The sequence below is a fragment of the Pseudomonas sp. LH1G9 genome (assembly GCF_002949975.1).
GTDB classification, from domain to species: Bacteria; Pseudomonadota; Gammaproteobacteria; order Pseudomonadales; family Pseudomonadaceae; genus Aquipseudomonas; species Aquipseudomonas veronii.
Window position 1 is genome coordinate 4,841,446 of the sequence record NZ_CP026880.1, and the last position, 23,779, is coordinate 4,865,224.

The 23,779-nt window shown below is 63.8% G+C and carries 27 protein-coding genes; 23 read left to right on the plus strand and 4 right to left on the minus strand.

The annotated features are described in order from the left end of the window. Positions 1-2: 2 nt before the first annotated feature. Positions 3-1,466 carry a protein adenylyltransferase SelO gene (gene selO / locus C5F70_RS22395; protein ID WP_046490784.1) on the plus strand — a complete coding sequence of 488 codons (1,464 nt, stop codon included), beginning with the start codon at positions 3-5 and terminating at the stop codon, positions 1,464-1,466. A gap of 6 nt (positions 1,467-1,472) precedes the next feature. Here the strand turns inward: selO and C5F70_RS22400 are convergent, their stop codons facing one another. Both C5F70_RS22400 and C5F70_RS22405 read right to left on the minus strand, forming a co-directional pair. After that, positions 1,473-1,874, minus strand: coding sequence for a type II toxin-antitoxin system HigA family antitoxin (locus tag C5F70_RS22400; protein ID WP_017849826.1), 402 nt, complete (start codon positions 1,872-1,874; stop codon positions 1,473-1,475). Further along, positions 1,871-2,167, minus strand: coding sequence for a type II toxin-antitoxin system HigB family toxin (locus C5F70_RS22405; RefSeq protein WP_017849827.1), 297 nt, complete (start codon positions 2,165-2,167; stop codon positions 1,871-1,873). The genes C5F70_RS22400 and C5F70_RS22405 overlap by 4 nt, the downstream gene beginning before the upstream one ends. 238 nt (positions 2,168-2,405) lie before the next feature. On the opposite strand from C5F70_RS22405, the gene trxC reads away from it, so the two are divergent. Beyond that, positions 2,406-2,840: a thioredoxin TrxC gene (gene trxC / locus C5F70_RS22410; RefSeq protein WP_104904071.1), complete on the plus strand. Its 435-nt coding sequence runs from the start codon at positions 2,406-2,408 to the stop codon at positions 2,838-2,840. 113 nt (positions 2,841-2,953) lie between these two features. Here trxC and C5F70_RS22415 read toward each other — a convergent pair whose 3' ends face one another. Beyond that, positions 2,954-3,724 (minus strand): ParA family protein, encoded by a 771-nt coding sequence (locus tag C5F70_RS22415; RefSeq protein ID WP_017849829.1) that lies wholly within the window; start codon positions 3,722-3,724, stop codon positions 2,954-2,956. A gap of 338 nt (positions 3,725-4,062) precedes the next feature. Between C5F70_RS22415 and C5F70_RS22420 the strand changes: the two genes are divergently transcribed. Genes C5F70_RS22420 through C5F70_RS22515 form a run of 20 tightly spaced genes read left to right on the plus strand, consistent with a single transcriptional unit; the run spans position 4,063 to position 21,363 of the window. Then, the gene (locus tag C5F70_RS22420; protein WP_017849830.1) at positions 4,063-4,782 is read left to right on the plus strand and encodes a beta-ketoacyl synthase chain length factor; all 720 of its coding nucleotides are present in this window, start codon (positions 4,063-4,065) and stop codon (positions 4,780-4,782) included. Continuing rightward, positions 4,758-5,570 carry a 1-acyl-sn-glycerol-3-phosphate acyltransferase gene (locus C5F70_RS22425; protein ID WP_104904072.1) on the plus strand — a complete coding sequence of 271 codons (813 nt, stop codon included), beginning with the start codon at positions 4,758-4,760 and terminating at the stop codon, positions 5,568-5,570. Before C5F70_RS22420 ends, C5F70_RS22425 begins: the two co-directional genes overlap by 25 nt. After that, complete coding sequence (locus C5F70_RS22430; protein WP_102617199.1) at positions 5,548-5,817, plus strand: phosphopantetheine-binding protein; 270 nt, start codon at positions 5,548-5,550, stop codon at positions 5,815-5,817. The genes C5F70_RS22425 and C5F70_RS22430 overlap by 23 nt, the downstream gene beginning before the upstream one ends. Before the next feature lie 9 nt (positions 5,818-5,826). Continuing rightward, a complete protein-coding gene (locus C5F70_RS22435; RefSeq protein WP_017849833.1) occupies positions 5,827-6,081 on the plus strand; it encodes an acyl carrier protein in 255 nt (84 codons plus the stop codon). After that, positions 6,078-6,623: a membrane protein gene (locus C5F70_RS22440; protein ID WP_017849834.1), complete on the plus strand. Its 546-nt coding sequence runs from the start codon at positions 6,078-6,080 to the stop codon at positions 6,621-6,623. Before C5F70_RS22435 ends, C5F70_RS22440 begins: the two co-directional genes overlap by 4 nt. Beyond that, positions 6,620-8,290, plus strand: coding sequence for an acyl-CoA synthetase family protein (locus C5F70_RS22445; RefSeq protein ID WP_104904073.1), 1,671 nt, complete (start codon positions 6,620-6,622; stop codon positions 8,288-8,290). Before C5F70_RS22440 ends, C5F70_RS22445 begins: the two co-directional genes overlap by 4 nt. Continuing rightward, the gene (locus C5F70_RS22450; protein ID WP_079442695.1) at positions 8,283-9,017 is read left to right on the plus strand and encodes a glycosyltransferase family 2 protein; all 735 of its coding nucleotides are present in this window, start codon (positions 8,283-8,285) and stop codon (positions 9,015-9,017) included. The genes C5F70_RS22445 and C5F70_RS22450 overlap by 8 nt, the downstream gene beginning before the upstream one ends. Continuing rightward, on the plus strand, positions 9,014-9,949 hold the full coding sequence (locus C5F70_RS22455; RefSeq protein ID WP_017849837.1) for a glycosyl transferase: 936 nt from the start codon (positions 9,014-9,016) through the stop codon (positions 9,947-9,949). Before C5F70_RS22450 ends, C5F70_RS22455 begins: the two co-directional genes overlap by 4 nt. Further along, positions 9,933-11,474 (plus strand): histidine ammonia-lyase, encoded by a 1,542-nt coding sequence (gene hutH / locus C5F70_RS22460; protein ID WP_104904074.1) that lies wholly within the window; start codon positions 9,933-9,935, stop codon positions 11,472-11,474. The genes C5F70_RS22455 and hutH overlap by 17 nt, the downstream gene beginning before the upstream one ends. After that, entirely contained in the window at positions 11,467-11,895 is a 429-nt protein-coding gene (locus C5F70_RS22465) for a thioesterase family protein (protein ID WP_104904075.1), read from the plus strand. The genes hutH and C5F70_RS22465 overlap by 8 nt, the downstream gene beginning before the upstream one ends. Next, positions 11,889-12,575 (plus strand): outer membrane lipoprotein carrier protein LolA, encoded by a 687-nt coding sequence (locus tag C5F70_RS22470; protein ID WP_046490798.1) that lies wholly within the window; start codon positions 11,889-11,891, stop codon positions 12,573-12,575. The genes C5F70_RS22465 and C5F70_RS22470 overlap by 7 nt, the downstream gene beginning before the upstream one ends. Further along, the gene (locus C5F70_RS22475) at positions 12,547-14,877 is read left to right on the plus strand and encodes an MMPL family transporter (protein ID WP_104904076.1); all 2,331 of its coding nucleotides are present in this window, start codon (positions 12,547-12,549) and stop codon (positions 14,875-14,877) included. Before C5F70_RS22470 ends, C5F70_RS22475 begins: the two co-directional genes overlap by 29 nt. 33 nt (positions 14,878-14,910) lie before the next feature. After that, a complete protein-coding gene (locus C5F70_RS22480) occupies positions 14,911-16,158 on the plus strand; it encodes an NAD(P)/FAD-dependent oxidoreductase (RefSeq protein ID WP_026140390.1) in 1,248 nt (415 codons plus the stop codon). Then, positions 16,155-16,889 carry a class I SAM-dependent methyltransferase gene (locus C5F70_RS22485; protein WP_104904077.1) on the plus strand — a complete coding sequence of 245 codons (735 nt, stop codon included), beginning with the start codon at positions 16,155-16,157 and terminating at the stop codon, positions 16,887-16,889. The genes C5F70_RS22480 and C5F70_RS22485 overlap by 4 nt, the downstream gene beginning before the upstream one ends. Then, the gene (locus C5F70_RS22490) at positions 16,886-17,368 is read left to right on the plus strand and encodes a hypothetical protein (RefSeq protein ID WP_017849844.1); all 483 of its coding nucleotides are present in this window, start codon (positions 16,886-16,888) and stop codon (positions 17,366-17,368) included. Before C5F70_RS22485 ends, C5F70_RS22490 begins: the two co-directional genes overlap by 4 nt. Continuing rightward, the gene (locus C5F70_RS22495; RefSeq protein ID WP_102617208.1) at positions 17,365-18,531 is read left to right on the plus strand and encodes a beta-ketoacyl-[acyl-carrier-protein] synthase family protein; all 1,167 of its coding nucleotides are present in this window, start codon (positions 17,365-17,367) and stop codon (positions 18,529-18,531) included. The genes C5F70_RS22490 and C5F70_RS22495 overlap by 4 nt, the downstream gene beginning before the upstream one ends. Then, complete coding sequence (locus C5F70_RS22500) at positions 18,528-18,989, plus strand: hotdog family protein (RefSeq protein WP_017849846.1); 462 nt, start codon at positions 18,528-18,530, stop codon at positions 18,987-18,989. The genes C5F70_RS22495 and C5F70_RS22500 overlap by 4 nt, the downstream gene beginning before the upstream one ends. After that, positions 18,986-19,714 (plus strand): 3-oxoacyl-ACP reductase FabG, encoded by a 729-nt coding sequence (gene fabG, locus C5F70_RS22505; protein WP_104904078.1) that lies wholly within the window; start codon positions 18,986-18,988, stop codon positions 19,712-19,714. The genes C5F70_RS22500 and fabG overlap by 4 nt, the downstream gene beginning before the upstream one ends. Continuing rightward, entirely contained in the window at positions 19,714-20,940 is a 1,227-nt protein-coding gene (locus C5F70_RS22510) for a beta-ketoacyl-ACP synthase (RefSeq protein WP_046384962.1), read from the plus strand. The genes fabG and C5F70_RS22510 overlap by 1 nt, the downstream gene beginning before the upstream one ends. A 27-nt stretch (positions 20,941-20,967) precedes the next feature. Beyond that, positions 20,968-21,363 (plus strand): hypothetical protein, encoded by a 396-nt coding sequence (locus tag C5F70_RS22515; protein WP_104904079.1) that lies wholly within the window; start codon positions 20,968-20,970, stop codon positions 21,361-21,363. A gap of 108 nt (positions 21,364-21,471) precedes the next feature. Here C5F70_RS22515 and C5F70_RS22520 read toward each other — a convergent pair whose 3' ends face one another. Further along, entirely contained in the window at positions 21,472-22,386 is a 915-nt protein-coding gene (locus C5F70_RS22520) for a LysR family transcriptional regulator (protein WP_017849850.1), read from the minus strand. A gap of 124 nt (positions 22,387-22,510) precedes the next feature. Between C5F70_RS22520 and C5F70_RS22525 the strand changes: the two genes are divergently transcribed. Next, positions 22,511-23,779 (plus strand): MFS transporter, encoded by a 1,269-nt coding sequence (locus C5F70_RS22525; RefSeq protein WP_104904080.1) that lies wholly within the window; start codon positions 22,511-22,513, stop codon positions 23,777-23,779.

Genomic DNA, 23,779 nt, shown 5'->3' on the forward strand with positions numbered 1-23,779 from the left:
CGGTGAAAGCCCTCGACGAACTGACCTTCGACAATCGCTTCGCACGCCTGGGCGACGCGTTCTCAACCCACGTCCTGCCCGAGCCCCTCGACGAACCGCGCCTGGTCGTGGCGAGCGACGCCGCCATGGCCCTGCTCGACCTCGACCCGGCCGTGGCCGAAACGCCAGTGTTCGCCGAACTGTTCGGCGGCCACAAGCTGTGGGCCGAAGCCGAACCGCGGGCGATGGTGTATTCCGGGCATCAGTTCGGCTCCTACAACCCGCAGTTGGGCGATGGCCGTGGCTTGCTGCTCGGCGAGGTGTATAACCGCGCCGGCGAACACTGGGACTTGCACCTCAAGGGCGCCGGGCAGACGCCGTACTCGCGGATGGGCGATGGTCGCGCCGTGCTGCGCTCTTCGATTCGGGAGTTTCTGGCATCAGAAGCCCTGCACGCATTGAACATCCCTAGCAGCCGGGCGCTGTGTGTGATCGGCTCAAGCACGCCGGTTTGGCGCGAGAAGCAGGAACGCGGGGCGATGGTGTTGCGCCTGGCCCGTAGCCATGTCCGCTTCGGCCATTTCGAATACTTCTACTACACCCAGAAGCCCGAGCAGCAGGCGGCACTGGCCGAACACGTGTTGAAGCTGCACTTCCCCGAGTGCCGGGAACAGCCCGAACCGTACCTGGCAATGTTCCGCGAAGTCGTCGAACGCAACGCCGCACTGATCGCCAAATGGCAGGCCTATGGCTTCTGCCATGGGGTGATGAACACCGACAACATGTCGATCCTCGGCATCACCTTCGATTTCGGGCCGTTTGCGTTTCTCGACGATTTTGACGCGCACTTCGTCTGCAACCATTCCGATCATGAAGGGCGCTACTCCTTCAGCAATCAGGTGCCGATCGGGCAGTGGAACCTCAGCGCGCTGGCGCAGGCGCTCACACCGTTTATCAGCGTCGACGCCTTGAAGGAAACCCTCGGCCTGTACCTGCCGCTGTACCAGGCGCACTACCTGGACCTGATGCGCCGCCGCCTGGGGCTGACCAGCGCCGAAGACGATGACCAGAAACTGCTGGAGCGCCTGCTGCAATTGATGCAGAACAGCGGCGTGGACTACACGCTGTTCTTCCGCCGCCTGGGCGATGAACCGGCGGCGCTCGCAGTGGCGCGGTTGCGTGACGAGTTTGTCGACAGGAACGGCTTCGATGCCTGGGCAGACGCGTACAAGGCCCGCGTGGCGCGCGATGGCGAGTACAGCGAAGAACAGCGCCGAGCACGGATGCATGCGGTCAACCCGCTGTACATCCTGCGCAACTACCTCGCACAGAACGCCATCAGCGCCGCCGAGTCGGGGGATTACAGCGAAGTGCGGCGGCTGCACGAGGTGTTGCGCAAACCGTTCGAGGAGCAGGCCGGGATGGAGCAGTACGCGCAGCGGCCGCCGGATTGGGGCAAGCATTTGGAGATCAGTTGTTCTTCGTAGAGTCGGCTAGATGAACGTCTCCACGGAAACCCCAAAGCGTTCGGCCAACCATTTAATCTGTCGCAGATTGAGCTTACGCTTACCGCTCAGAATCTCGGAAACGACTGACTGTGTGCCTAAGCCTGGCAGATCACTTTGATTCAAGCCGTGTTCGCGCATCATCGCGCGCAACACGTCAACACCACTGACGATGGGCATCGGACGATGCTCGTGATCGTAGGCTTCGATCCAGTCACTGAGAATATCCACCAAACTCATAAGCGGATTTGATTCGTCCTCCCCGACCAAATCCAGCAACTCGTCGAGGGCAGCAACCAATGCATCGTAATCCGCCTCGTTTTTTGGCTTGCGCAGTAATGGTGAAACAAATTGCCAATGTTCAGCGGCGAGCTGAATGAGTGCGCTCATCTGATTGTCTCCTTCCACTTGTCTTGTTCGTATTCGCGGTGATCCAGCAGATGCTTGATGTAAATTCGTTGTGCTGGGTACCGCACGAAAGCAATTAACCTCAGTTTATTGCCACCGATGTCGAACACATGGAACTGCCCGACTTTATCCGTCGCAGGAAAAATGCCTTTCATTGACGCGAAATCTCCTGGGCTATTGCGCTTTATCCGTCGGTACCACTCATCCAAAGCACTCGCTGAGCGCGGCCACTTTTCCTTTGCTTCCCAGATCCTTTTCTCACTAATCACTCGCATGCAACATCCTTATCGCATCTTGCTATGAAGGTTAAACCCGAACTCAAACTATCGCAATTTGCTATAACCGCAAACAGACAGATGGCGGGAAACAGAACGCGCTCCAACAGCCTAGATAAGCGGCTTCACATCGACATGGCAGAAACTGTGAACGGATGAGTCACCGCTCCCACGCCTTGATAAACCCCAGACCTGACTCCAAATAGGATCTATTGGCCAGTCTCAAAGGAGCGCCACCATGCCCAACCCTCTCGTCATTCCCTGCCCGCACTGCAACGGCCTCAATCGCATCCCCGGCGAACGCCTGGGCGATGCGCCGAAGTGCGGGCGCTGCAAGCAGCCGGTGCTGCTGAACAAACCTTTTGAACTGAAACAGGGCGACTACACCAGCCAGATCAAGGGCGACCTGCCGTTGCTGGTGGATGTGTGGGCCGATTGGTGCGGGCCGTGCAAGTCGTTCGCGCCCATCTTCGAGCAGGCCGCCGCGCAGCTGGAAGGCAAGTGCCGGCTGGCCAAGCTCGACAGCGAGGCCAATCAGCAGTTGTCGGCGCAGTTGGGGATTCGCTCGATTCCCAGTTTGATTCTGTTCAAGAACGGCCGCGAAGTGGCGCGTCAGAGTGGGGCGTTTCCGTTGCCGCAGTTGATGAGCTGGTTGCGCAGCCAAGGGGTCTAGTGTGGGAGGGAGCTCGCTCCCGATGACGGTGTATCAATCAGCTTATGTTGCGCCTGACCCACCGTCATCGGGAGCAAGTCCCTTCCCACATCGGTTTTGTGTGGTGCTTTAGGTCAGGCGTTTTCCAGCAGGTTATGCAACTCCACAAACTGCTGCGTCAGCTTGTGCCGTGGGTCCAGGTGGATCAGCGGCTTGTTCTGCTGGTGCGACTCACGCATGCGTACCGAACTCGCCAGGTACACCGGCAGCACCGGCAAGCCTTCGGCAATCAACTCATCGAGCATCTGCTGCGGCAAGCTCGCCCGCGCCTGGAACTGGTTGACCACGATGCCTTCGACTTCCAGGCCTTCGTTGTGGTCTTCCTTCAATTCTTCGATTTCCGCCAGCAGGCCATACAGCGCCTGGCGCGAGAAACTGTCGCAATCGAAGGGGATCAACACACGATCAGCAGCAATCAGCGCCGAAACCGCATAAAAATTCAACGCTGGCGGGGTATCCAGGTAAATCCGGTCGTAGTCTTCGCTCAGTTCATCCAGCAGCTTTCGCAGCTTGTTGATCTTGTGCTTGGCTTCGAGCTTGGGCTGCAAATCCGCCAGCTCAGCGGTGGCGGTGATCACGTGCAGGTTGTCGAAGGGCGTTTCGTAGATATCCACCCGGTTTTTCTTGGCGAACGGCCCGGAAGACAGGGTTTGCTTGAAGAACTCGGCAATACCCATCGGTATATCGTCGCCGGTCAGCCCGGTGAGGTACTGAGTAGAGTTGGCTTGTGCATCGAGGTCCACCAACAGGGTTCGATAACCTTCACTGGCGCTGACCGCCGCCAGGTTGCAGGCGATGCTGGACTTGCCAACCCCGCCTTTTTGATTGAACACCACGCGCCGCATGGAAAAACCTCCGTGTACCAATGAATGCCCGAGTGTAGAGGGCAAAAGCGCCGGTTAGCTACCTCGTTCATCCATGCACTGCTGCATTAATGGTCCGGGCTAGCATCTAACGTACAAATGAAAAGGAACAGTCCGACAATCCAGCTCGGTTCTCAGTGAAGGACAATCTGTAAATCTTCCCCCAGCAAATTGTAATCGGCCGTGAACAAATATTTACCAAAGTTTGCTAGAACCCCACAGCACCGGGATAATGCGCGCCACTCGGCTGCTGCTCCCTGTCCCGGTATTCGGGGCCAGTGGCCGCGCATGGAAGCCCGCAGGGGCGGGATATCTTCTCAGTGATCAATTTCAATATCAGCCAATGGCGCGCCTGGGCTCCGGGCCTCGAAAGTGCGGACGACTGGCGCGCCTGGTGCCAGGCGCCAGTGTTGCTACCCGCCAGCGAAGCCTCCCCCGACGTCTCGTTTTTACCGGCCATGCAGCGCCGCCGCCTGAGCCGTCTGGCGCGCATGGCTTTCAGCGTGGGCTGGCCGCTGGCCGAGGGCCTGCAAGACCTGCCGCTGGTGTTCGTTTCCCGCCACGGCGAAACCCCGCGCACCCTCGACATCCTCAGCGACCTGGCCAACGACCAGCCGCTGTCGCCGACCCAGTTCAGCCTGTCGGTGCATAACGCGGTGATTGGCCTGTGGTCGATCCTGCGCAATGAAACCAGCGAAATGACCGCCCTCGCCGCCGCCGGCGATGGCCTGGAACACGGCATGCTCGAAGCAGCGGCCCTGCTCAATGAAGGCGCCCCGGCGGTATTGCTGGTGATCAGCGAGGAACAGCCACCCGAGGCCTACGCCAACTGGATCCACGACGTGCCCTTCCCCTACGCCCTCGGCCTGTTACTGACGCCGGGCGACGAGTGGCAACTGGAACTGCACACCGGCACTGTCCAACACACTCACACCCAGTGGCCTCATGCCCTGAACCTGCTACGCACCCTGTTGACCGAACAGGGCGCCTGCCAACACGCCTGGAAGAACCGCGTATGGAACTGGCAACGCAAGCCCTGAACGACAAGCCACGGGACGCCTACTACTGGCGCCTGTTCGCCACCGCCGCCAGCTTCGCGCTGTTTGGCGTCGGCGGGCTGTGCCTGCGCTTACTGGTGTTTCCGTTGCTCAATTGCCTGCCGGGGACTGCCAGCCAGCACCAACGGCGCGCGCGGCATACCATCAGTCGCCTGTTCTGGTTGTTCATTCGGTGGATGCAGCGCCTGGGCATTCTCACGTTCAGCGTCGACGGTGCCGACAAACTCGGGCGCCCCGGCCAGATGATCGTCGCCAACCACCCGTCACTGATCGACGTGGTGTTCCTGATCGGCCTGATGCGCCAGACCAACTGCGTGGTCAAGCAGAGCCTGTTTCAAAACCCGTTCACCCGTGGGCCGGTGCGCGATGCCGGCTACATCAGCAATGACGGCAGCGCGGACATGCTCGACGCCGCCGCCGATGCGCTGCGCGAAGGTCAGACCCTGATCATCTTTCCAGAAGGCACCCGCACCACACCCGGCGCGGCGCCTGCCTTTCATCGCGGCGGCGCCGCGATTGCGTTGCGTGGTGCGACAATCATCACCCCCGTGGTAATCAAGGTCAGCCCCACCACCCTGACCAAGGCCGAACCCTGGTATCGCATTCCCAAACGCCGCTTTCACTTCAGTTTACGGGTGGGTGCCGATATAGAACCACAAGCGTTCGCCGCACTCGGCCCCGCGCCCCAGGCCTCACGCAAGCTCAACGATTACCTGCATCACTATTTTATTAAGGAGCTCGCCGAAGATGAGCAACTCAAACAGCCTTGAGCACGACATAAAGACGCTGATCATCGAGGCCCTGGGCCTGGAAGACATCAGCGTCGACGACATCAACAGCGACCAAACCCTGTTTGGCGAAGGCCTCGGCCTGGACTCAGTCGACGCCCTGGAACTGGGCCTGGCGATCCAGAAAAAGTACGGCATCAAGATCGATGCCGACGCCAAGGACACCCGCAATCACTTCACCAACGTGGCCAGCCTTGCGGCGTTCGTCACGGCCAAACAGGCAGCTTGAGACCGTACCATGCAAACTCGTGACGATATTTTCAACACCCTGCGCGCTGCCTTGGTGGAACTGTTTGAACTGGAACCTGAACGCATCACCCTCGAAGCCAACCTGTACCAGGACCTGGAAATCGACAGCATCGACGCCGTGGACCTGATCGACCACATCAAACGCCAGACCGGCAAAAAAATCGCCGCCGAAGAGTTCAAGGCTGTGCGTACCGTGAACGACGTGGTTGAGGCGGTGTACCGTCTGGTCCAACCGGCCGCATGAGCCGGCTGATCGGCCTTGGCCTGTTGCTGGCGGGGTTGCTGTACCCTTTCGCGGTGTATTACGGCACCGAGCACTTTGCACCGTGGCAATTCGGCCTGCTGCTCGGCAGCCTGTGGTTGCTGCGCGCGCTCACGGGTGCGCGGCGCCCCGGCAGCCGCTGGATGGCGGTGGCGATCATCCTGTTCTGCTTGGCCCTGGCCTGGTTCGACAACCCGCACCTGCTGCGCTGGTACCCGAGCCTGGTCAGCGCGTTCATGTTGGCGCTGTTCGGCTTGAGCCTGAAATACGGCCCGCCGATGGTCGAGCGCCTGGCACGCATGACCGACCCGCAACTGCCGCCGAAAGCCATTGTGTATACGCGCCAGGTCACCGTGGTGTGGAGCGTGTTTTTTCTGTGTAATGGCCTGCTGGCCGCCGCCCTCACCCTGTGGGCGCCGCTGAGCTGGTGGACGTTGTACAACGGCCTGATCGCCTACGGGCTGATGGGGCTGTTGTTTGCCGTGGAATGGCTGGTACGACAAAGGGTTCGAGGCCGCGTATGAATGGGTTGAAACTTGAGCACCTGCTGCTTGAGCCGTTGGAACAGCGCTTGGTCACCACCGAGCCTGCGATGAATCACGCCCAGCTGTGGGAGCAATCCCTGCGCCTGGCGGCAGGCCTGCACGCGCGCGGTATCCAGCGCGTGGCGGTGCATCTGGAAGACGCCGGCCTGCTGGCGATCGCCCTGCTGGGGGCCTGGCGCGCCGGGGTCGGCGTGTTGCTGCCCGCCGACCTGCAACCGCAGACTCGCCAACGCTGGGCCGACGCCGTCGACACCTGGCTGACCGACGCCGCAGACCTGGAGGCGTTGTATCAGGCGCCGTTGAGCCCGGCCGCCCTCGACCTGGATGCGTGCCAATTGAGCCTGTGTACCTCCGGCTCCAGCGGCGAACCCAAGCGCATCGACAAGACCCTGCGCCAGCTGGCCAACGAGGTGCAGGCCCTGGAAACGCTGTGGGGCGCGGACCTCAACGACGCCTGCATCATCGGCAGCGTCGCCACCCAACACATCTACGGCTTGTTATTCCGCGTGCTGTGGCCGTTGTGCGCCGGCCGCAGCTTCGTGCGCCGCCAACTGGCCTTCCCGGAGGATTTGCAGCGCGCCAGCCGCGAGCACCCACGGTTCGCCTGGGTCGCCAGCCCGGCGCTGCTCAAGCGGATGGGCGACAACCTCGACTGGCCGGCCCTGAGCCGAGTGTCGCGGGTGTTCTCCTCCGGCGGCGCCCTGCCCCTCGACGCGGCCGCCAGCCTGTACGAACGCTTGCAACAATGGCCGACGGAAATCCTCGGCAGCTCGGAAACCGGCGGCATTGCCTGGCGCCAAGGCGCGCAGCCGTGGCAGCCGTTCGCCGGGGTAGAACTGAGCCAGGACGCCGACGGTGCCCTGCGTATTGCCTCGCCGTACCTGCCCGCCGGGCATATCGAACAGACCGCCGACGCCGCCCGCCTGCATGCCGACGGCCGCTTCGAGCTGCTCGGGCGCCTGGATCGCATCGTCAAACTGGAAGAAAAACGTATCTCCCTGCCCATGCTCGAACAGGCCCTGATGGCGCACCCCTGGGTCGCCGAAACGCGCCTGGGCGTGGTCCAGGAAAACCGCGCCAGCCTCGGCGCCCTCGTGGTGCTGAGCACCGACGGCCTGCATGCCCTGCGCAACCAGGGCCGGCGTACCGTCACGCAAACCCTGCGCCAACACTTGAGCCAACACTGCGAAGCCCTGGCCTTGCCGCGTCGCTGGCGTTTACTGCGACAGTTGCCGCTGAACAGCCAAGGCAAGCTGCCCCAGGCCGAGATCGAAGCGCTGCTGCTGGCGCCCCGGCCGAAAGCCCCTGAGGTGCTGGAGCAAGTCGAAGCCGATGGCGAATGGACCTTGCAACTGAGCATCCCGCCGGACCTGGCCTACTTCAGCGGCCACTTCCCGGTGACGCCGGTGCTGCCGGGCGTGGTGCAGGTCGAGTGGGCGTTCACCCTCGGCCAGCAACTGCTCGACCTGCCAGCGACCTTTGCCGGCATGGAAGTGCTCAAGTTCCAGCAACTGGTGCGCCCCGGCGACCACGTCGAACTGCACCTGCGCTTCGACCCGCAACGCAGCAAGCTGTATTTCGCCTACCGCAACGGCGTCGCAGCCTGCTCCAGTGGCCGGATTCAACTGGAGCCTGCGCATGCATAACCCCTGCGCCCTGATCCCGGTCTACAACCATGAAACCGCCGTGCCGGCCGTGGTCCACAGCCTGCTCGACAGCGGCCTGCCATGCCTGTTGGTGGACGATGGCAGCAGCCCGGCGTGCGCGGCGGTGCTGGCGCAATTGGCGACCCTCGACAACGTCAGCCTGCTCACCCTGCCGAATAACCAAGGCAAGGGCAGCGCGGTGATGGCCGGCTTTCGCGAAGCGGCGCGCCTGGGCTTCACCCATGCCCTGCAAGTGGACGCCGACGGCCAACATGACCTGCGCGAAGTCGAGAGCTTCATCGACACCTCGCGCCGACACCCCACGGCGGTGATCTGCGGCTACCCCGAATACGACGACAGCGTGCCCAAGGGCCGCCTGTACGCACGCTACCTGACCCACGTGTGGGTGTGGATCAACACCCTGTCGCTGCAGATTCGCGATTCGATGTGCGGCTTTCGCGTGTACCCGCTGGGGCCGACCCTGGCGCTGATGGACTCGGCCTACATCGGCACCCACATGGATTTCGACTCGGACATCCTGGTGCGCCTGGCCTGGCGCAACCAGCCGATGCGCTGGCTGCCGACGAAGGTGCATTACCCCGCCGACGGCCTGTCGCACTTCCGCCTGTTCCGCGACAACGTGCGTATCTCGGCCATGCACACCCGGCTGTTCTTCGGCATGTTGGTGCGCGCACCGATGATTCTGTGGCGACGGTGGCAGGCATGAGCGACAGCAGCAAACACTGGGCCGACCGCGAAGAGCGTGGCAGTTTCTGGCTGATGAAACTCACCGCAGTCGCCGCCAGGCTGCTCGGGCGCCGGCTGTTGAGCCCGCTGCTGTACGGCATCGTGCTGTACTTCTTCCTGTTCGGCCGTACCGCGCGCCAGAGCACCTGGCAATACCAGCAGCGCCTGGCGCAATGGAGCGGCCGCGATGAGCTGCGCCCGACCCTGCGCAAAGTCTTCGGCCAGTTCATGGCATTTGCCGATGCGCTGCTGGACAAGCTCGACGTATGGAACGGCAAGCTGCGCATCGAGCAGATCGAAATCCACGACCCGGCGCAATTGCGTGGGCAACTGCGCGGCGAGCGCGGGCAGATGCTGGTGGGCGCGCACCTGGGCAACCTCGAAGTGTGCCGCGCGCTCGCGGAGATCGGCGAAAAAGTCACCATGAACGTGCTGGTCCACACCAAGCACGCCGAACGCTTCAACCGCCTGCTGGGCGAAGCCGGCGCGACCCATTTGCGCCTGATCCAGGTCAGCGAGCTGGACCCGGCCACCATGCTGCTGCTCAGCCAGCGCCTGGATGACGGCGAATGGCTGGCGATTGCCGGCGACCGCGTGCCACTGCACGGCGGGCGCACGGTGCGCGTGGACTTCCTCGGCCATGACGCCGCCTTCCCCCAGGGCCCGTGGCTGCTGGCCGGGCTGCTGAAATGCCCGGTCAACCTGCTGATGTGCCTCAAGCACCAGGGCCGCTATCGCCTGAGCATCGAACCGTTTGCCCAACTGATCGAATGGAAACGCAGCACCCGCGAGCAGGTCATCGCCCTGTGGACCGCACGCTACGCCGCACGCCTGGGCCAGTTCTGCCTGGAAGCGCCCCAACAATGGTTCAACTTTTACCCTTTCTGGAAGACCGATGACGACGCATCTTGAGCCGGTAACGTTTGGCGAACGCGCTTTGCGCATTGAAGACGTATTGGCCCTGGCCAATCGTCAGGCGCCCACGCACTTGCAGGATGATGCCGCGTATCGCCAGCGCATCGCCAAGGGCGCGCAGTTCCTCGACTCGCTGCTGGACAAGGAAGGCGTGATCTACGGCGTGACCACCGGCTATGGCGACTCGTGCGTGGTGGCGGTGCCGTTGCAGCACGTCGAAGCCCTGCCGCGGCACCTGTACACCTTCCACGGTTGCGGCCTGGGCAAGTTGCTCGACGCGCAAGCCACCCGCGCTGTGCTCGCGGCGCGTTTGCAGTCGCTGTGCCACGGCGTGTCCGGGGTGCGCGTGGAACTGCTCGAACGCCTGCACGCGTTCCTCGAACACGACGTGCTGCCGCTGATCCCGGAAGAAGGCTCGGTGGGCGCCAGCGGCGACCTGACGCCGCTGTCCTACGTGGCCGCGACGCTCTCCGGCGAACGCGACGTGCTGTTCCGCGGCGAACGCCGCCAGGCCATCGACGTCCACCGCGAACTGGGCTGGGAGCCGCTGGTCCTGCGGCCCAAGGAAGCCCTCGCACTGATGAACGGCACCGCCGTGATGACCGGCCTCGCCTGCCTGGCCTTCGCCCGCGCCGATTACCTGCTGCAATTGGCCACGCGCATCACCGCGCTGAACGTGGTGGCGCTGCAAGGCAACCCGGAACACTTCGACGAGCGCTTGTTCGCCGCCAAACCGCACCCTGGGCAGATGCAAGTCGCCGCGTGGTTGCGCCAGGACCTCGCCATCGATGCGCCGACTGCGCCGCTGCACCGTTTGCAGGACCGCTACTCGCTGCGTTGCGCGCCCCATGTTCTCGGCGTGCTGGCCGACAGCCTGAACTGGCTGCGCTCGTTCATCGAGATCGAACTCAACAGCGCCAACGACAACCCGATCATCGACGCCGAAGCAGAGCGCGTGCTGCACGGCGGGCACTTCTACGGCGGGCACATCGCCTTCGCCATGGACAGCCTCAAGACCCTGGTGGCCAACGTCGCCGACCTGCTCGACCGCCAGCTCGCCCTGCTGGTGGACGTGCGTTACAGCCACGGCCTGCCGAGCAACCTGTCCGGCGCCCCGGCCGACCGCGCAATGATCAACCACGGCTTCAAGGCAGTGCAGATCGGCACCAGCGCCTGGACCGCCGAAGCGCTGAAGAACACCATGCCGGCCAGCGTGTTTTCACGCTCCACCGAGTGCCACAACCAGGACAAAGTGAGCATGGGCACCATCGCCGCCCGCGATGCGATCCGTGTGCTGGAGCTGACCGAACAGGTCGCCGCCGCCACCCTGCTCGCCGCCAACCAGGGCGTGTGGCTGCGCGCCCAGGCCGCCGAGGCGCGCCCATTGCCGCCGGCGTTGGCAGCGATGCACAGCGAGCTGGCCAAGGACTTCCCGCCGGTGATCGAAGACCGCGCCCTCGAAGGCGAGCTGCGCCTGTGCCTGCAACGCATCGCCGAGCAACACTGGAGGCTGCATGCGTAGCCCGGGCGTGTTGCATTGCGACACTGAAATCCTCGTGCCGTTTTTCGACATCGACACCATGAACGTGGTCTGGCACGGGCACTACGTGAAGTACCTGGAAATCGCCCGCTGCGCCCTGCTCGACAAGATCGGCCATAACTACACAGCGATGCTCGAGTCGGGCTACGCCTGGCCGGTGATCGACATGCAACTGCGCTATGTGCGCGGCGCCACCTTCGGCCAGACGCTCAACGTGCGCGCCAGCCTGGTGGAGTGGGAGAACCGTTTGAAGGTCAACTACCTGATCACCGACCGTACCAGCGGCGAGCGTTTGACCCGTGCCTGCACGGTACAAGTAGCGGTACAAATCGCCAGCCGCGAGATGCAACTGGCGTCCCCTACCGTCTTCATCGACGCGATCGAAAGGGCCCTGAAATGCTGACCCCTGTAGGAGCGAGCTTGCTCGCGAAGATCGTCAACGATAACGCTGGCCACCTGACACCCCGCGGCGCCCTCAGGTTTTTCGCGAGCAAGCTCGCTCCTACAGTGTTCGCGTTGTTTGGTTTTTCGGCGGCGGCCCATGGGTTCGACTTACAGCAACTGAGCGATCAGTTGGCCAAACCCAGCGTAATCCACGGCAGCTTCATCCAGGAAAAACACCTGCGCGCCCTGCCGCAGCCCTTGGTCAGCAAAGGCACCTTCGTCCTGGCCAAAGACCACGGCCTGCTGTGGCTGCTCAAAACCCCGCTGCAACAGGATTACCGCATCAGTACCCAAGGCATTGCGCGGCGTGACGCCAACGGCTGGCAGACGCTGCCGAACAAGAGCGCCGGGGCCGAGCAGAACCGCCTGTTCCTCGCCGTGCTGCAGGGCGACAGCAGCGGCTTGCAGCGTGACTTCGACCTGCAACTGCAGGGCGAAGCCGAGCAGTGGCAGTTGACGCTGACCCCGCGCTCGCTGCTGCTCAAGCAAGTGTTCAAGCAGATCAATATCGACGGCGGCACGCTGGTCCACAGCATCGAACTGCTGGAAACCCAGGGCGACAGCACCGTGCTGCGCATGCAGGACAGCAGCGCCGACCTTCCCCTGAGCGATGCGGAGCAACACGACTTTGCCCAGTGAGCGTTTATTGCCGCGCCTGTTCCTGACCCTGCTGGTGGCCGTGCTGGCCCTGGCCGGCTGGCAATGGCGCGATGGCGCGCCGTTGTCGGCCAACCTCATGGAACTGGTGCCGGGCAACACGCCGGACGCCCTCGAACTGCAAGCCGAACAGCGCATGCAGGAACCGTTGAACCGCGAAATCCTGGTCCTCGTGGGGCACGCCGACCGCCAGCAAGCGGTCAACGTGGCCGAGCAACTGGGCGCGCGCTGGCAAGCCAGCGGCCTGTTTGAAAAGGTCCAATGGAGCCTGCAAGCCGACCTGCCGGCACTGCGCGCGCAATTGTTGCGCGGGCGTTTGTCGATGCTCGCGGCCAAGGACCGCGAGCAACTGATCGACCACCCCGACGCCTTCATCCAGCAGCGCGTGCAAGCGCTGTTCGACCCGTTCACCGGGTTCAGCCTGGTGCCGAGCCAGGACGACTGGCTGGGCCTGACCGGACGCATTCAGAACAGCCAGCCGCAGAGCGGCGCGGTGCAATTGGATATCGGCAGCGGCGCATTGATCGCCGATGCCGACGGCAAGAGTTGGGTGCTGTTGCGTGCGCGCACCACCGGCAATGCCTTCGATATGAAACTGCCGCTGCAGGTCGCGGACCTGCTCCAGGCCAGTCGCGCCCAAGCCACCGAGCACGGCGCGCAACTGCTCGCGGCCAGCGGTTTGCTCTACGCTGCCAGCGGGCAACAGCAAGCCAGCCGCGAAATCACCTGGGTCGGCGGCGGCGCCACCCTCGGCATTCTGCTGCTGTTGCTCCTGGCGTTCCGCCGCTGGCGCGTGCTGCTGGCCTTCGTGCCGGTGCTGGTGGGCATGCTGTTCGGCGCGGTGGCCTGTGTGGCGCTGTTCGGGCATATGCATGTGATGACGCTGGTGCTCGGCTCCAGCCTGATCGGCGTGGCAGTGGACTACCCGCTGCACTATTTGTCGAAAAGCTGGAGCCTGCAGCCGTGGCGCAGTTGGCCGGCGTTGCGCCTGACCCTGCCGGGCCTGAGCCTGAGCCTGGCGACCAGTTGCATCGGTTACCTGGCGCTGGCCTGGACGCCGTTCCCGGCGCTGACCCAGATCGCCGTATTCTCCGCTGCCGGCCTGGTCGGTGCGTACCTGTCGGCCGTGTGCCTGTTGCCGGCGCTGCTCCAGGGTGTCGACCTGCGCCCGGCGCAATGGCCGTTGCACATCGCCGAGCGCCTGTGGCTGATGCGTTCCGGGTTGATCAAGCGCGTGCCGAGCGCGGTGCTGCTGGTGTGGGTGCTGCTGTTTTGCGCCGGCGGCTTGTGGCAGTTGAACAGTAAAAACGATCTGCGCCAGTGGATCGGCGCCCCGCCGCAATTGCTGCAGGAAGCCCAGGCCGTGGCGCGGATCACCGGGTTCCAACCCACCAGCCAGTTCTTCCTGGTGCGCGCCGACAATCAGCAGCAGTTGCTGGAACGCCAGGCCGCCCTGGGCCAGCGCCTGGAACAGCTGGTGAATATGGACAAACTCCAGGGTTATCTGGCACTGAACCAGCTGGTCAACCTGCCCGCCGAGCAACAACAGCTGCGCGAGGCGCTGAATGCACTTCCCGCGCACTGGCAACCGCTGCTCGACCTCGGCGTGCCCGTCGGCGCGCTGCAAGCCGAAGTCGCTCAACTGCAAGCGCTGCCTACCCAAGACATCGACGCTGCACTGCTCGGGCCACTGGCCGAACCCTGGCGCACGCTGTGGCTGGGCCCGGTCGACGGCAGTGTGGCAGCCATGATCAGCCTGCAAGGCTTGAGCGACCCGGCGCTGCTGCAGGTGCAGGCCGTGGATTTGCCGGGGGTGCAACTGGTGGATCGCCTGGGGGAGTTGAACCGGGTGTTCGCCGCCACGCAGATCAGCGCGGCTGAATTGAAGTTGATGTCGTGCGGGCTGATCGTGCTGTTGTTGATCGTGCCCTTCGGCTTTGGCGGCGCGCTGCGCATCGTCGCCCTGCCGTTGCTGGCCGCGCTGTGCAGCCTGGCCAGCCTCGGTTGGCTGGGCCAGCCGCTGACGCTGTTCAGCCTGTTCGGCCTGCTGCTGGTCACCGCCATCAGCGTCGACTACGCGATCCTGATGCGTGAACAGATCGGCGGGCCTGCGGTCAGCTTATTAGGAACACTGCTGGCGGCACTGACGACCTGGTTGTCGTTCGGCCTGCTGGCGCTGTCGAGTACACCCGCGGTGAGTAATTTCGGCCTGTCGGTCAGCCTGGGCCTGGCCTTCAGCTTTATGCTGGCGCCCTGGGCCGGCCGACAGAAGCACGCCTCATGAATGTGATTATCGCCAAAGCGGCAAGGAGCCCTCGTGCCCATAGTTGAAATGGAACGTCGCCAGGTGGTGGTGATCGGTGCCGGCCCGTCCGGTGCCATCGCTGCCGCGCTGTTAAAGCGTAAAGGGCATGATGTATTGATTATCGAGCGCCAGCATTTCCCACGCTTTTCGATCGGTGAAAGCCTGCTGTCGCACTGCATCGACTTTATCGAAGAGGCCGGCATGCTCGACGCCGTGCAGGCGGCGGGTTTCCAGGTGAAAACCGGTGCCGCATTCGCCTGGGGCGAGCGCTACAGTGCGTTTGATTTCGGCGATACGTTCAGCCACGGCAAACCGACCACCTTCCAGGTGCAGCGCGGCGAGTTCGACAAGTTGCTGGCCGATCAGGCGGCGCTGCAAGGCGTCGACATCCGTTACGGCGAAACCATCGTCGGCGTGGATTTCAGCGGTGAAACCCACTACCTGCATGTGCGCCGGGAGAACGGCAGCGAGTACCACATCAAAGCCAAGTTCGTGCTCGACGCCAGCGGCTACGGTCGCGTCCTGCCGCGCCTGCTGGACCTGGAAGCGCCGTCGGATTTCCCGTTGCGCCAGGCGGTGTTCAGCCATGTCGAGGACCGCATCGAACACCCAGGCTTCGACCGCACCAAGATCCTCGTGACGACCCACCCGACCCAGCGCGACATCTGGTTCTGGACCATCCCGTTCAGCAACGGCCGCTGCTCCGTGGGCGTAGTGGCGGCCAAGGAACATTTTGCCGGCCGCGACAACGACCTGGATGCGTGCCTGCGCGGGTTCATCGACGAAACCCCAAGCCTCAGCAGCGTGCTGCAGAACGCCGTATGGGACACCCCCGCGCGCACCATCGGCGGCTACTCGGCCAACGTCAAAACCTTGCACGGCCCGGGCTTTGCGCTGCTGGGCAACGCGGCAGAATTCCTCGACCCAGTGTTTTCCTCGGGCGTGACCATCGCCATGCGTTCGGCGAGCATGGCCGCGGGTGTGCTGCATCGTCAGCTCAACGGCGAAACCGTGGACTGGCAGCGCGAGTTTGCCGAGCCGTTGAAGCGCGGCGTCGACACCTTCCGCTGCTACGTCGAAGGCTGGTACGCCGGGACGTTCCAGGATGTTATTTTTCACGCCGGCAGCTCGCCGGAGATTCGCCGGATGATCAGTTCGATCCTCGCCGGCTACGCCTGGGACGAGCGCAACCCGTTTGTCAGCGAGCCCAAGCGGCGGTTGCGGATGTTGTCGGAAATTTGTGCAGGGGATGCCGTGTGAGCAGTCAGTACTTGAGTAAGAACTACGTCGAAGAAACCAAGTTCGGCTTCTGGTTCCTGCGCAGCCACACCTGGCAGCACCATGTGTTGCGCGTGGCGATCAACGACCTGCGCAGCCTGTTCAGCGAACCGCTGCCGGTGGCGCCGGTACTGCTGGACGCCGGCTGCGGCCAGGGCAAATCCTTCAAGCTGTTGCAGCAAGTGTTTGCGCCGTCCCGCCTGATCGGGCTGGACGCCGACCCGCACAGCCTTGAGCTGAGCAAGGCGGAAGCCGCGCACCAAGGGCTGGACGTCGAGCTGATCGGCAGCGACTGCGCCACCCTCGACGTCGCCGACGCCAGCGTCGATATCCTGTTCTGCCACCAGACCTTCCATCATCTGGTTGAGCAGCACCGTGCATTGAAAGAGTTCTACCGGGTGCTCAAGCCCGGCGGCTATCTGCTGTTTGCCGAGTCCACCGAAGCCTATATCGACACCTGGGTGATTCGCTGGCTGTTCCGCCACCCCATGCAGGTGCAGAAAAGCGCCGAAGAGTACCTGCAGATGCTGCACGAGCAGGGCTTTGAATTCGGCGCGCAGAACGTCTCCTACCCATACCTGTGGTGGAGCCGGGCCAGCGATTTCGGCCTGCTGGAACGCTGGGGCCTGCGCAAGGCTCCGCCGGTGGGCCTGCGCGAAGAAACCCTGGTCAACTGCGTGGCACGCAAACCCCTGGCGAGCGCGGCGCCATGATGCGTGCGCTGCTGATCGGCTGCCTGTTGCTGCTGAGCGCCTGCGCCAGCCAACCGCCCTTGCCGGCAAAAAACCCGGCCCTGGCCCTACCAATGCAACTGCATGTGCAGCGCCTGGCGGACGGCCAGAGCCAGGACTGGTTGCTGGTGATCCAGCACGAAGGCAACGCGATCCGCTGGTCGATGATGGACCCGCTGGGCATCCCCCAGGCCCGGCAGAAGCTGATCGACGGCCAGTGGCAGGCCGACGGGTTGCTGCCGCCCAATCCCCAGGCGCGCGAGCTGTTCGCCGCGTTGCTGTTTGCACTGACTTCGGCGGATGACCTCCGCGCGCTGTACCCGAACGCCCAAGCGATGGACCTGACACGCACCCTGCCCGGCCATTGGCAAATCGTCTATCAGTCATCCGAGGTGTTCAGCGTGAACATGCACGGGCAACCGCTGAGCTATCGCATCACCCCGCTGGGAATGGCGCGATGACCGCGTATCTGAATGCCCTCGGCGTGATCTGCGCTCTCGGGCGCGGCCAGGCCGACGTCAGCCGCAGCCTGTTTGCCGGCGACTGCTCCGGCATGCGCGCCGAAAGCGGTTGGGTGCCGGAGCGGGTGTTGCCGGTTGCCGGCGTACCGGGCGCACTGGCGACCATCCCGCCCGAGCTGGGCCAGCAAAGCAGCCGCAATAACCAGTTGCTGCTCGAAGCCGCGTTGCAGATCGACAGCGAGATCCGCCAGGCGATCCAACGCTACGGCGCGGCGCGGGTCGGCATTGTGCTCGGCACCAGCACCTCGGGCATCGACGAAGCCAGTCGCGGCATCGCCCGTTACCTGAGCGATCATCGGTTCCCCGACGACTACGACTACCAGCAACAGGAACTCAGCGCCCCGGCGAACTTCCTCGCCGACTGGCTGCAACTGAGCGGCCCGGCCTATGTGATTTCCACCGCCTGCACCTCCAGTGCCCGCGCGTTGATGAGTGCCCGGCGCCTGCTGGAGCTGGGCCTGTGCGATGCGGTGATCTGCGGCGGCGTCGACAGCCTGTGCAAGCTGACGCTTAACGGCTTTACCGCGCTGGAAGCGGTCTCGAGCGAGCGTTGCAACCCGTTTTCGGTGAACCGCAACGGCATCAACATCGGCGAAGCGGCGGTGTTGTTTTTGATGACTCGCGAGCCCGCCCCCATCGCGCTGCTGGGCAGTGGCGCGAGTTGCGATGCACACCATATTTCCGCGCCGGAGCCCACTGGCAAAGGCGCGTTGCTGGCGATGCGCAAGGCCCTGGCCAGCGCACGCTTGAAGCCGGAGCAGATCGGCTACCTGAACCTGCACGGCACCGCCACCCAACACAACGACGCCATGGAAAGCCTGGCCGTCGCCAACCTGTTCCCCGACGGCGTGGCCTGTTCATCGACCAAACCGATGAGCGGCCACACCCTGGGCGCGGCCGGCGCACTGGAAGCAGCGTTCTGCTGGCTGAGCCTGGCCCACGGCCGGCTGCCGCCCCACGTATGGGACGGCCAGGCCGACCCGGCGCTGCCCGCCTTGCAGTGGGCACGCCGAGGTGACACCTTGAAAAAACGCTGCCTGATGAGCAACTCGTTTGCCTTCGGCGGCAATAATGTCAGCCTGATTATCGCAGAGGCCCCATGATCGATTGGCCACTCGCCGCACTGCTGCCCCACGCGGGCGACATGATCCTGATCGACCAGGTGCTGTCGTTCGACGAAGAGCAGATTCACACCCGCCTCACCGTCAAGCCCGGTGGCTTGTTCAACCGCCCCGACGGCAGCCTGCCGGCCTGGGTCGGCATCGAGCTGATGGCGCAAAGCGTTGCCGCCTATGCCGGTTGCCGCGCGCGCCAGAACGGCCAGGCGGTGGAGCTGGGCTTCCTGTTGGGCACGCGTAAGTTCGAGTGCAACGTGGAGCACTTCCCGGCCGGTGCCGAGTTGACCATCCACGGCCTGCGCTCCCTGGAAGACGACAACGGCATGGGTGTGTTCGAATGCCACCTGACCGGCGACGGTATCCACGCCAGCGCCCGCTTGAACGTATTTCGACCGCCCCAGGCGGCCACCTATTTAGATGAATCGAAGGACGAAACGCCATGACTGAATCCGTACTGGTCACCGGCTCCAGCCGTGGCATCGGCCGCGCCATTGCCCTGCGCCTGGCGCAGGCCGGGCACGACATCGTGTTGCATTGCCGCAGCGGTCGAGCAGAGGCCGACGCGGTGCAGGTCGAGATCGAAGCCCTGGGCCGCAAGGCGCGGGTGCTGCAATTCGACGTCTCCGAGCGGGCCGAGTGCAAGGCAATCCTCGAAGCCGACGTGGAACGACACGGCGCGTATTACGGTGTGGTGCTCAACGCCGGCCTGACCCGCGACGGCGCGTTCCCGGCCTTGTCGGAAGACGACTGGGACGTGGTGATGCGTACCAACCTCGACGGTTTCTACAACGTGCTGCACCCGGTGATGATGCCGATGATCCGTCGTCGCGCGGCCGGGCGTATCGTGTGCATCACCTCGGTGTCCGGGCTGATCGGCAATCGCGGCCAGGTCAACTACAGCGCCTCCAAGGCCGGCCTGATCGGCGCGGCCAAGGCCCTGGCCATCGAGCTGGGCAAGCGCAAGATCACCGTCAACTGCGTCGCACCGGGCTTGATCGACACCGCGATGCTCGATGAAAACGTGCCGGTCGAAGAACTGATGAAAATGATCCCGGCGCAGCGCATGGGCACGCCGGAAGAAGTGGCCGGCGCGGTGAATTTCCTGATGTCGGCCGAAGCCAGCTATATCACCCGCCAGGTCTTGGCCGTGAACGGAGGTCTGTGTTGATGAAGCGCGTGGTCGTAACCGGCATGGCCGGCATCACCTCCCTGGGCAGCGACTGGAACACCATCGCCGCCAACTTTCGCGCCAACCGCAGCGGCATCCGGCGCATGGACGAGTGGGACCGTTTCAGCGAATTGAACACGCGCCTGGCCGGGCCGATCGACGACTTCGTCGTGCCCGCGCACTGGACCCGCAAGCAACTGCGCAGCATGGGCCGCGTATCGCGCCTGGCGGTGTGGGCGGCGGAGCAGGCGCTGAAAGACGCCGGCTTGCTCGGTGACGAGTCGATCAAGGACGGGCGCATGGGCGTGGCCTGCGGCTCGTCCACCGGCAGCACCGACGAGATCAAGGCGTTCGGCAACATGCTGCTCAACTCGGTGGCCGAGGGGCTGAACGCCAACTCCTATGTCCGCATGATGCCCCACACTACGGCGGCGAATATCAGCATCTTCTTTGGCCTCACCGGGCGCTTGATTCCCACGTCCAGCGCTTGCACCAGCGGCAGCCAGGGCATCGGCTATGCCTATGAGGCGATCAAGTTCGGACGCCTGCCGCTGATGCTTGCCGGCGGCGCCGAAGAGCTGTGCCCCACCGAAGCCATGGTGTTTGACGCACTCTACGCCACCAGTCTGAAGAACGATGCGCCACAGACCAGCCCGCGCCCCTACGACAGCGGCCGCGACGGCCTGGTGATCGGCGAAGGCGGCGGCATGCTGGTACTCGAAGAACTGGAACACGCCCTGGCCCGTGGCGCGCATATCCACGCCGAAATTGTCGGTTTCGGCAGCAACGCCGACGGCCAGCACACCACGCGCCCGGAACAGAAAACCATGCGCCGCGCCATGGAGCTGGCCCTGGAAGACGCCGGGCTTGAGCCCTCGGTCATCGGCTACGTGAACGGCCATGGCACCGCCACCGACCAGGGCGACATCGCCGAAACCCTGGCCACCAACAGCCTGTTCGGCAGCCGCATGCCCATCAGTTCGCAGAAGAGCTTCCTCGGCCACACCCTGGGCGCGTGCGGGGCGCTGGAGTCGTGGTTCAGCATCGAGATGATGAACCGCGACCAGTACGTACACACCTTCAACCTGGATTCCGTCGACCCGCAGTGCGGCGAGCTGGATTACCTGCAAGGTGAGTTTCGCGAGATGCACCACGACTACGTGATGAACAACAACTTTGCCTTCGGCGGCGTCAACACCTCGTTGATCTTCCGCCGCTGGTCCTGACTTTTTACATCGATTGGAGAAAACGGAATGTCTTCCTTGCTACGCGCCACCCTGATCACCCTGGCCCTGCTGACCGGCGCCGGTTGCACCAGCAAACCGGTGCTCAACACCCAGCACGACTTGCCGGCGGGTGCCCAGGTCAGCGAAGAACAAGTCAAACAGGTGATCGTCACCGCCCTGCAAAAACGCGAATGGACCGTGCAACGCCTGAGCCCGCAACTGGTGCAGGCCGAGATCACCGTGCGCAATCAGTTCTACGCCACCATCGACATCCGCTACACCCGCAACAGCTACGCGATCACCTACCGCGACAGCCGCGACCTGGGCTACAAGGACGGCAAGATCCATCGCAACTACAACCGTTGGGTGAGCATGCTGGATCGGGACATCATGGCGGGGTTGCGTTCAGCGGGGATGCAGTAACCCCGGAAACGACAAAGGGCGCCGTTCGGCGCCCTCTTCACAAACCGGTGAGCTTGTCATCGCCGCGTCCTGCCTGGCTCTGCAAGCGCTGGCAAAACACAGCTGAACTCACCGCCCCCCAAGCGCGCTGCGAACCGCCGCCTTACGCGTCAACAACTCCACGAACGCCTGCGCCATCGGCGTTTGCGCGCCCTTGCGCTGCACCAGCCATACCGCCGTCACCGCCTCCTGGTCGAGCAGGGTGCGATAGACCACGCCATCGATGCGGATGCGCTGGTAGGACGCCGGCAGCACCGACACGCCCAACCCCGCCGCGACCAACCCGATGATCGTCATCGCCTCCCCGGCTTCCTGGGCAAAGCGCGGGCTGAAGCCGGCGTCGCGGGCCAGGTTGAGCAGTTGCGCGTAGAGGCCGCTGCCGTAGCTGCGCGGGAAAAACACGAACGGCTCCTCGGCCAACTGCGCCAGGTGCAAGCCCCGCTCGCTGCCTTGCACCAAGGGATGATCGGCGTTGAGCACCGCCACCAGAGGTTCGCGCATCAACTCCACCACACTCAGCGAGTCTGGCAACGGCAGCGGCCGCATCAAGCCGACCTGGATCGACTCATCCACCAGCGACTCGGCCACCTCGGTGCTGCTCATTTCCTGCAAACTCAGGTGGACCGCCGGGAACGCCTGGCGAAACGCAAAGATCGCCTGGGGGATGCTCGAATTGAACGGCGCCGACGACGTGAAGCCGATCTTCAGTTCGCCCAGCTCACCCAACTGCGCCCGGCGTGCCACATCCGCGGCCTTATCGACTTGCGCCAGCACCAGTCGCGCCTCGTGCAGGAACAAGCGCCCGGCTTCGCTCAGTTCGACCCGACGGTTGGTCCGCTCGAACAAACGCGCGCCCACCTCGTGCTCCAGCGCCTGGATCTGCTGGCTCAGAGGCGGTTGCGAGATGCCCAGCACCTGCGCGGCCCGGCCAAAATGCAGCTCTTCGGCGACGGCGATGAAGTACCGCAGGTGACGTAATTCCATAGCAGCCTCATTAGGTCGTTAAAGCTATCAAACAGGTCGAACAATATATTGGAAAGAATCATTAGGCAGCTATATTCTTTTTTGCATTGCCGGTCCTGGCAGGCTTTTCCTCCCCGAGGTCCCCGTGAAATCTGCTGTCGCTCCATTCGCTCAAGAAGTCCCGCCGATTGCCCTGGATAAGAGGGTGGAGCCGCTCACTGACACGTACATCGAAAAAGGCACACCGATGTTCATGCGGACCGTGCTGGCGCTGTTCTGCGGCGGCTTCGCGACGTTTGCCCTGCTGTATTGCGTGCAGCCGATGATGCCGGCGTTGTCCCACGAATTTTCCATCAACGCGGCGCAAAGCAGCCTGGTGCTGTCGGTGTCCACGGCGATGCTCGCCCTGGGCCTGCTGATCACCGGGCCGATTTCCGACACCCTGGGGCGCAAGCCGGTGATGGTCGCCGCGTTGTTCTGTGCCGCCCTGTCCACCATCGCCAGCGGCCTGATGCCGAGCTGGGAAGGGATTCTGCTGATGCGCGCGCTGCTGGGGCTGTCGCTGAGTGGCCTGGCCGCCGTGGCGATGACCTACCTGAGCGAAGAGATCCACCCGCAGCACATCGGCCTGGCCATGGGCCTGTACATCGGCGGTAACGCCATCGGCGGCATGAGCGGGCGCCTGATCATCGGCGTATTGATCGACTTCGTCAGCTGGCACACCGCCGTGCTGATCATCGGCGCCCTGGCCCTGATCGCCGCGACGGTGTTCTGGAAAATCCTCCCCGAATCGCGCAACTTCCGCGCCAGCAGCCTCAAGCCGCGCAGCCTGGTGGACGGCTTCGTCATGCACTTCAAGGACGCGGGCCTGCCGTGGTTGTTCCTCGAAGCCTTCCTGCTGATGGGCGCGTTTGTGACGATGTTCAACTACATCGGCTATCGCCTGCTGGCCGACCCGTATGACCTGAGCCAGGCCGTGGTCGGCCTGTTGTCGCTGGTGTACCTCTCGGGCATCTACAGCTCGGCGAAAATCGGCGCGCTGGCCGACCGCCTCGGCCGCCGCCGTGTGCTGTGGGCCACCATCGTGTCGATGCTTGGCGGCATCGGCCTGACCCTGTTCACTCCGTTGTGGCTGGTGATACCCGGCATGCTGGTGTTCACCTTCGGCTTCTTCGGCGCGCACTCGGTGGCCAGCAGCTGGATCGGCCGTCGCGCGGTGAAAGCCAAGGGGCAAGCGTCGTCGCTGTACCTGTTCTGCTACTACGCGGGGTCAAGCGTCGCCGGCACCACGGGGGGGTTCTTCTGGCATTTGGCCGGGTGGAACGGGATTGGCGGGTTTATCGTCGCGCTGTTGCTCGGCGCGTTGCTGGTGGCGTTGAAGTTGGCGAAGTTGCCGCCGCTGGCCTCGGCTTGA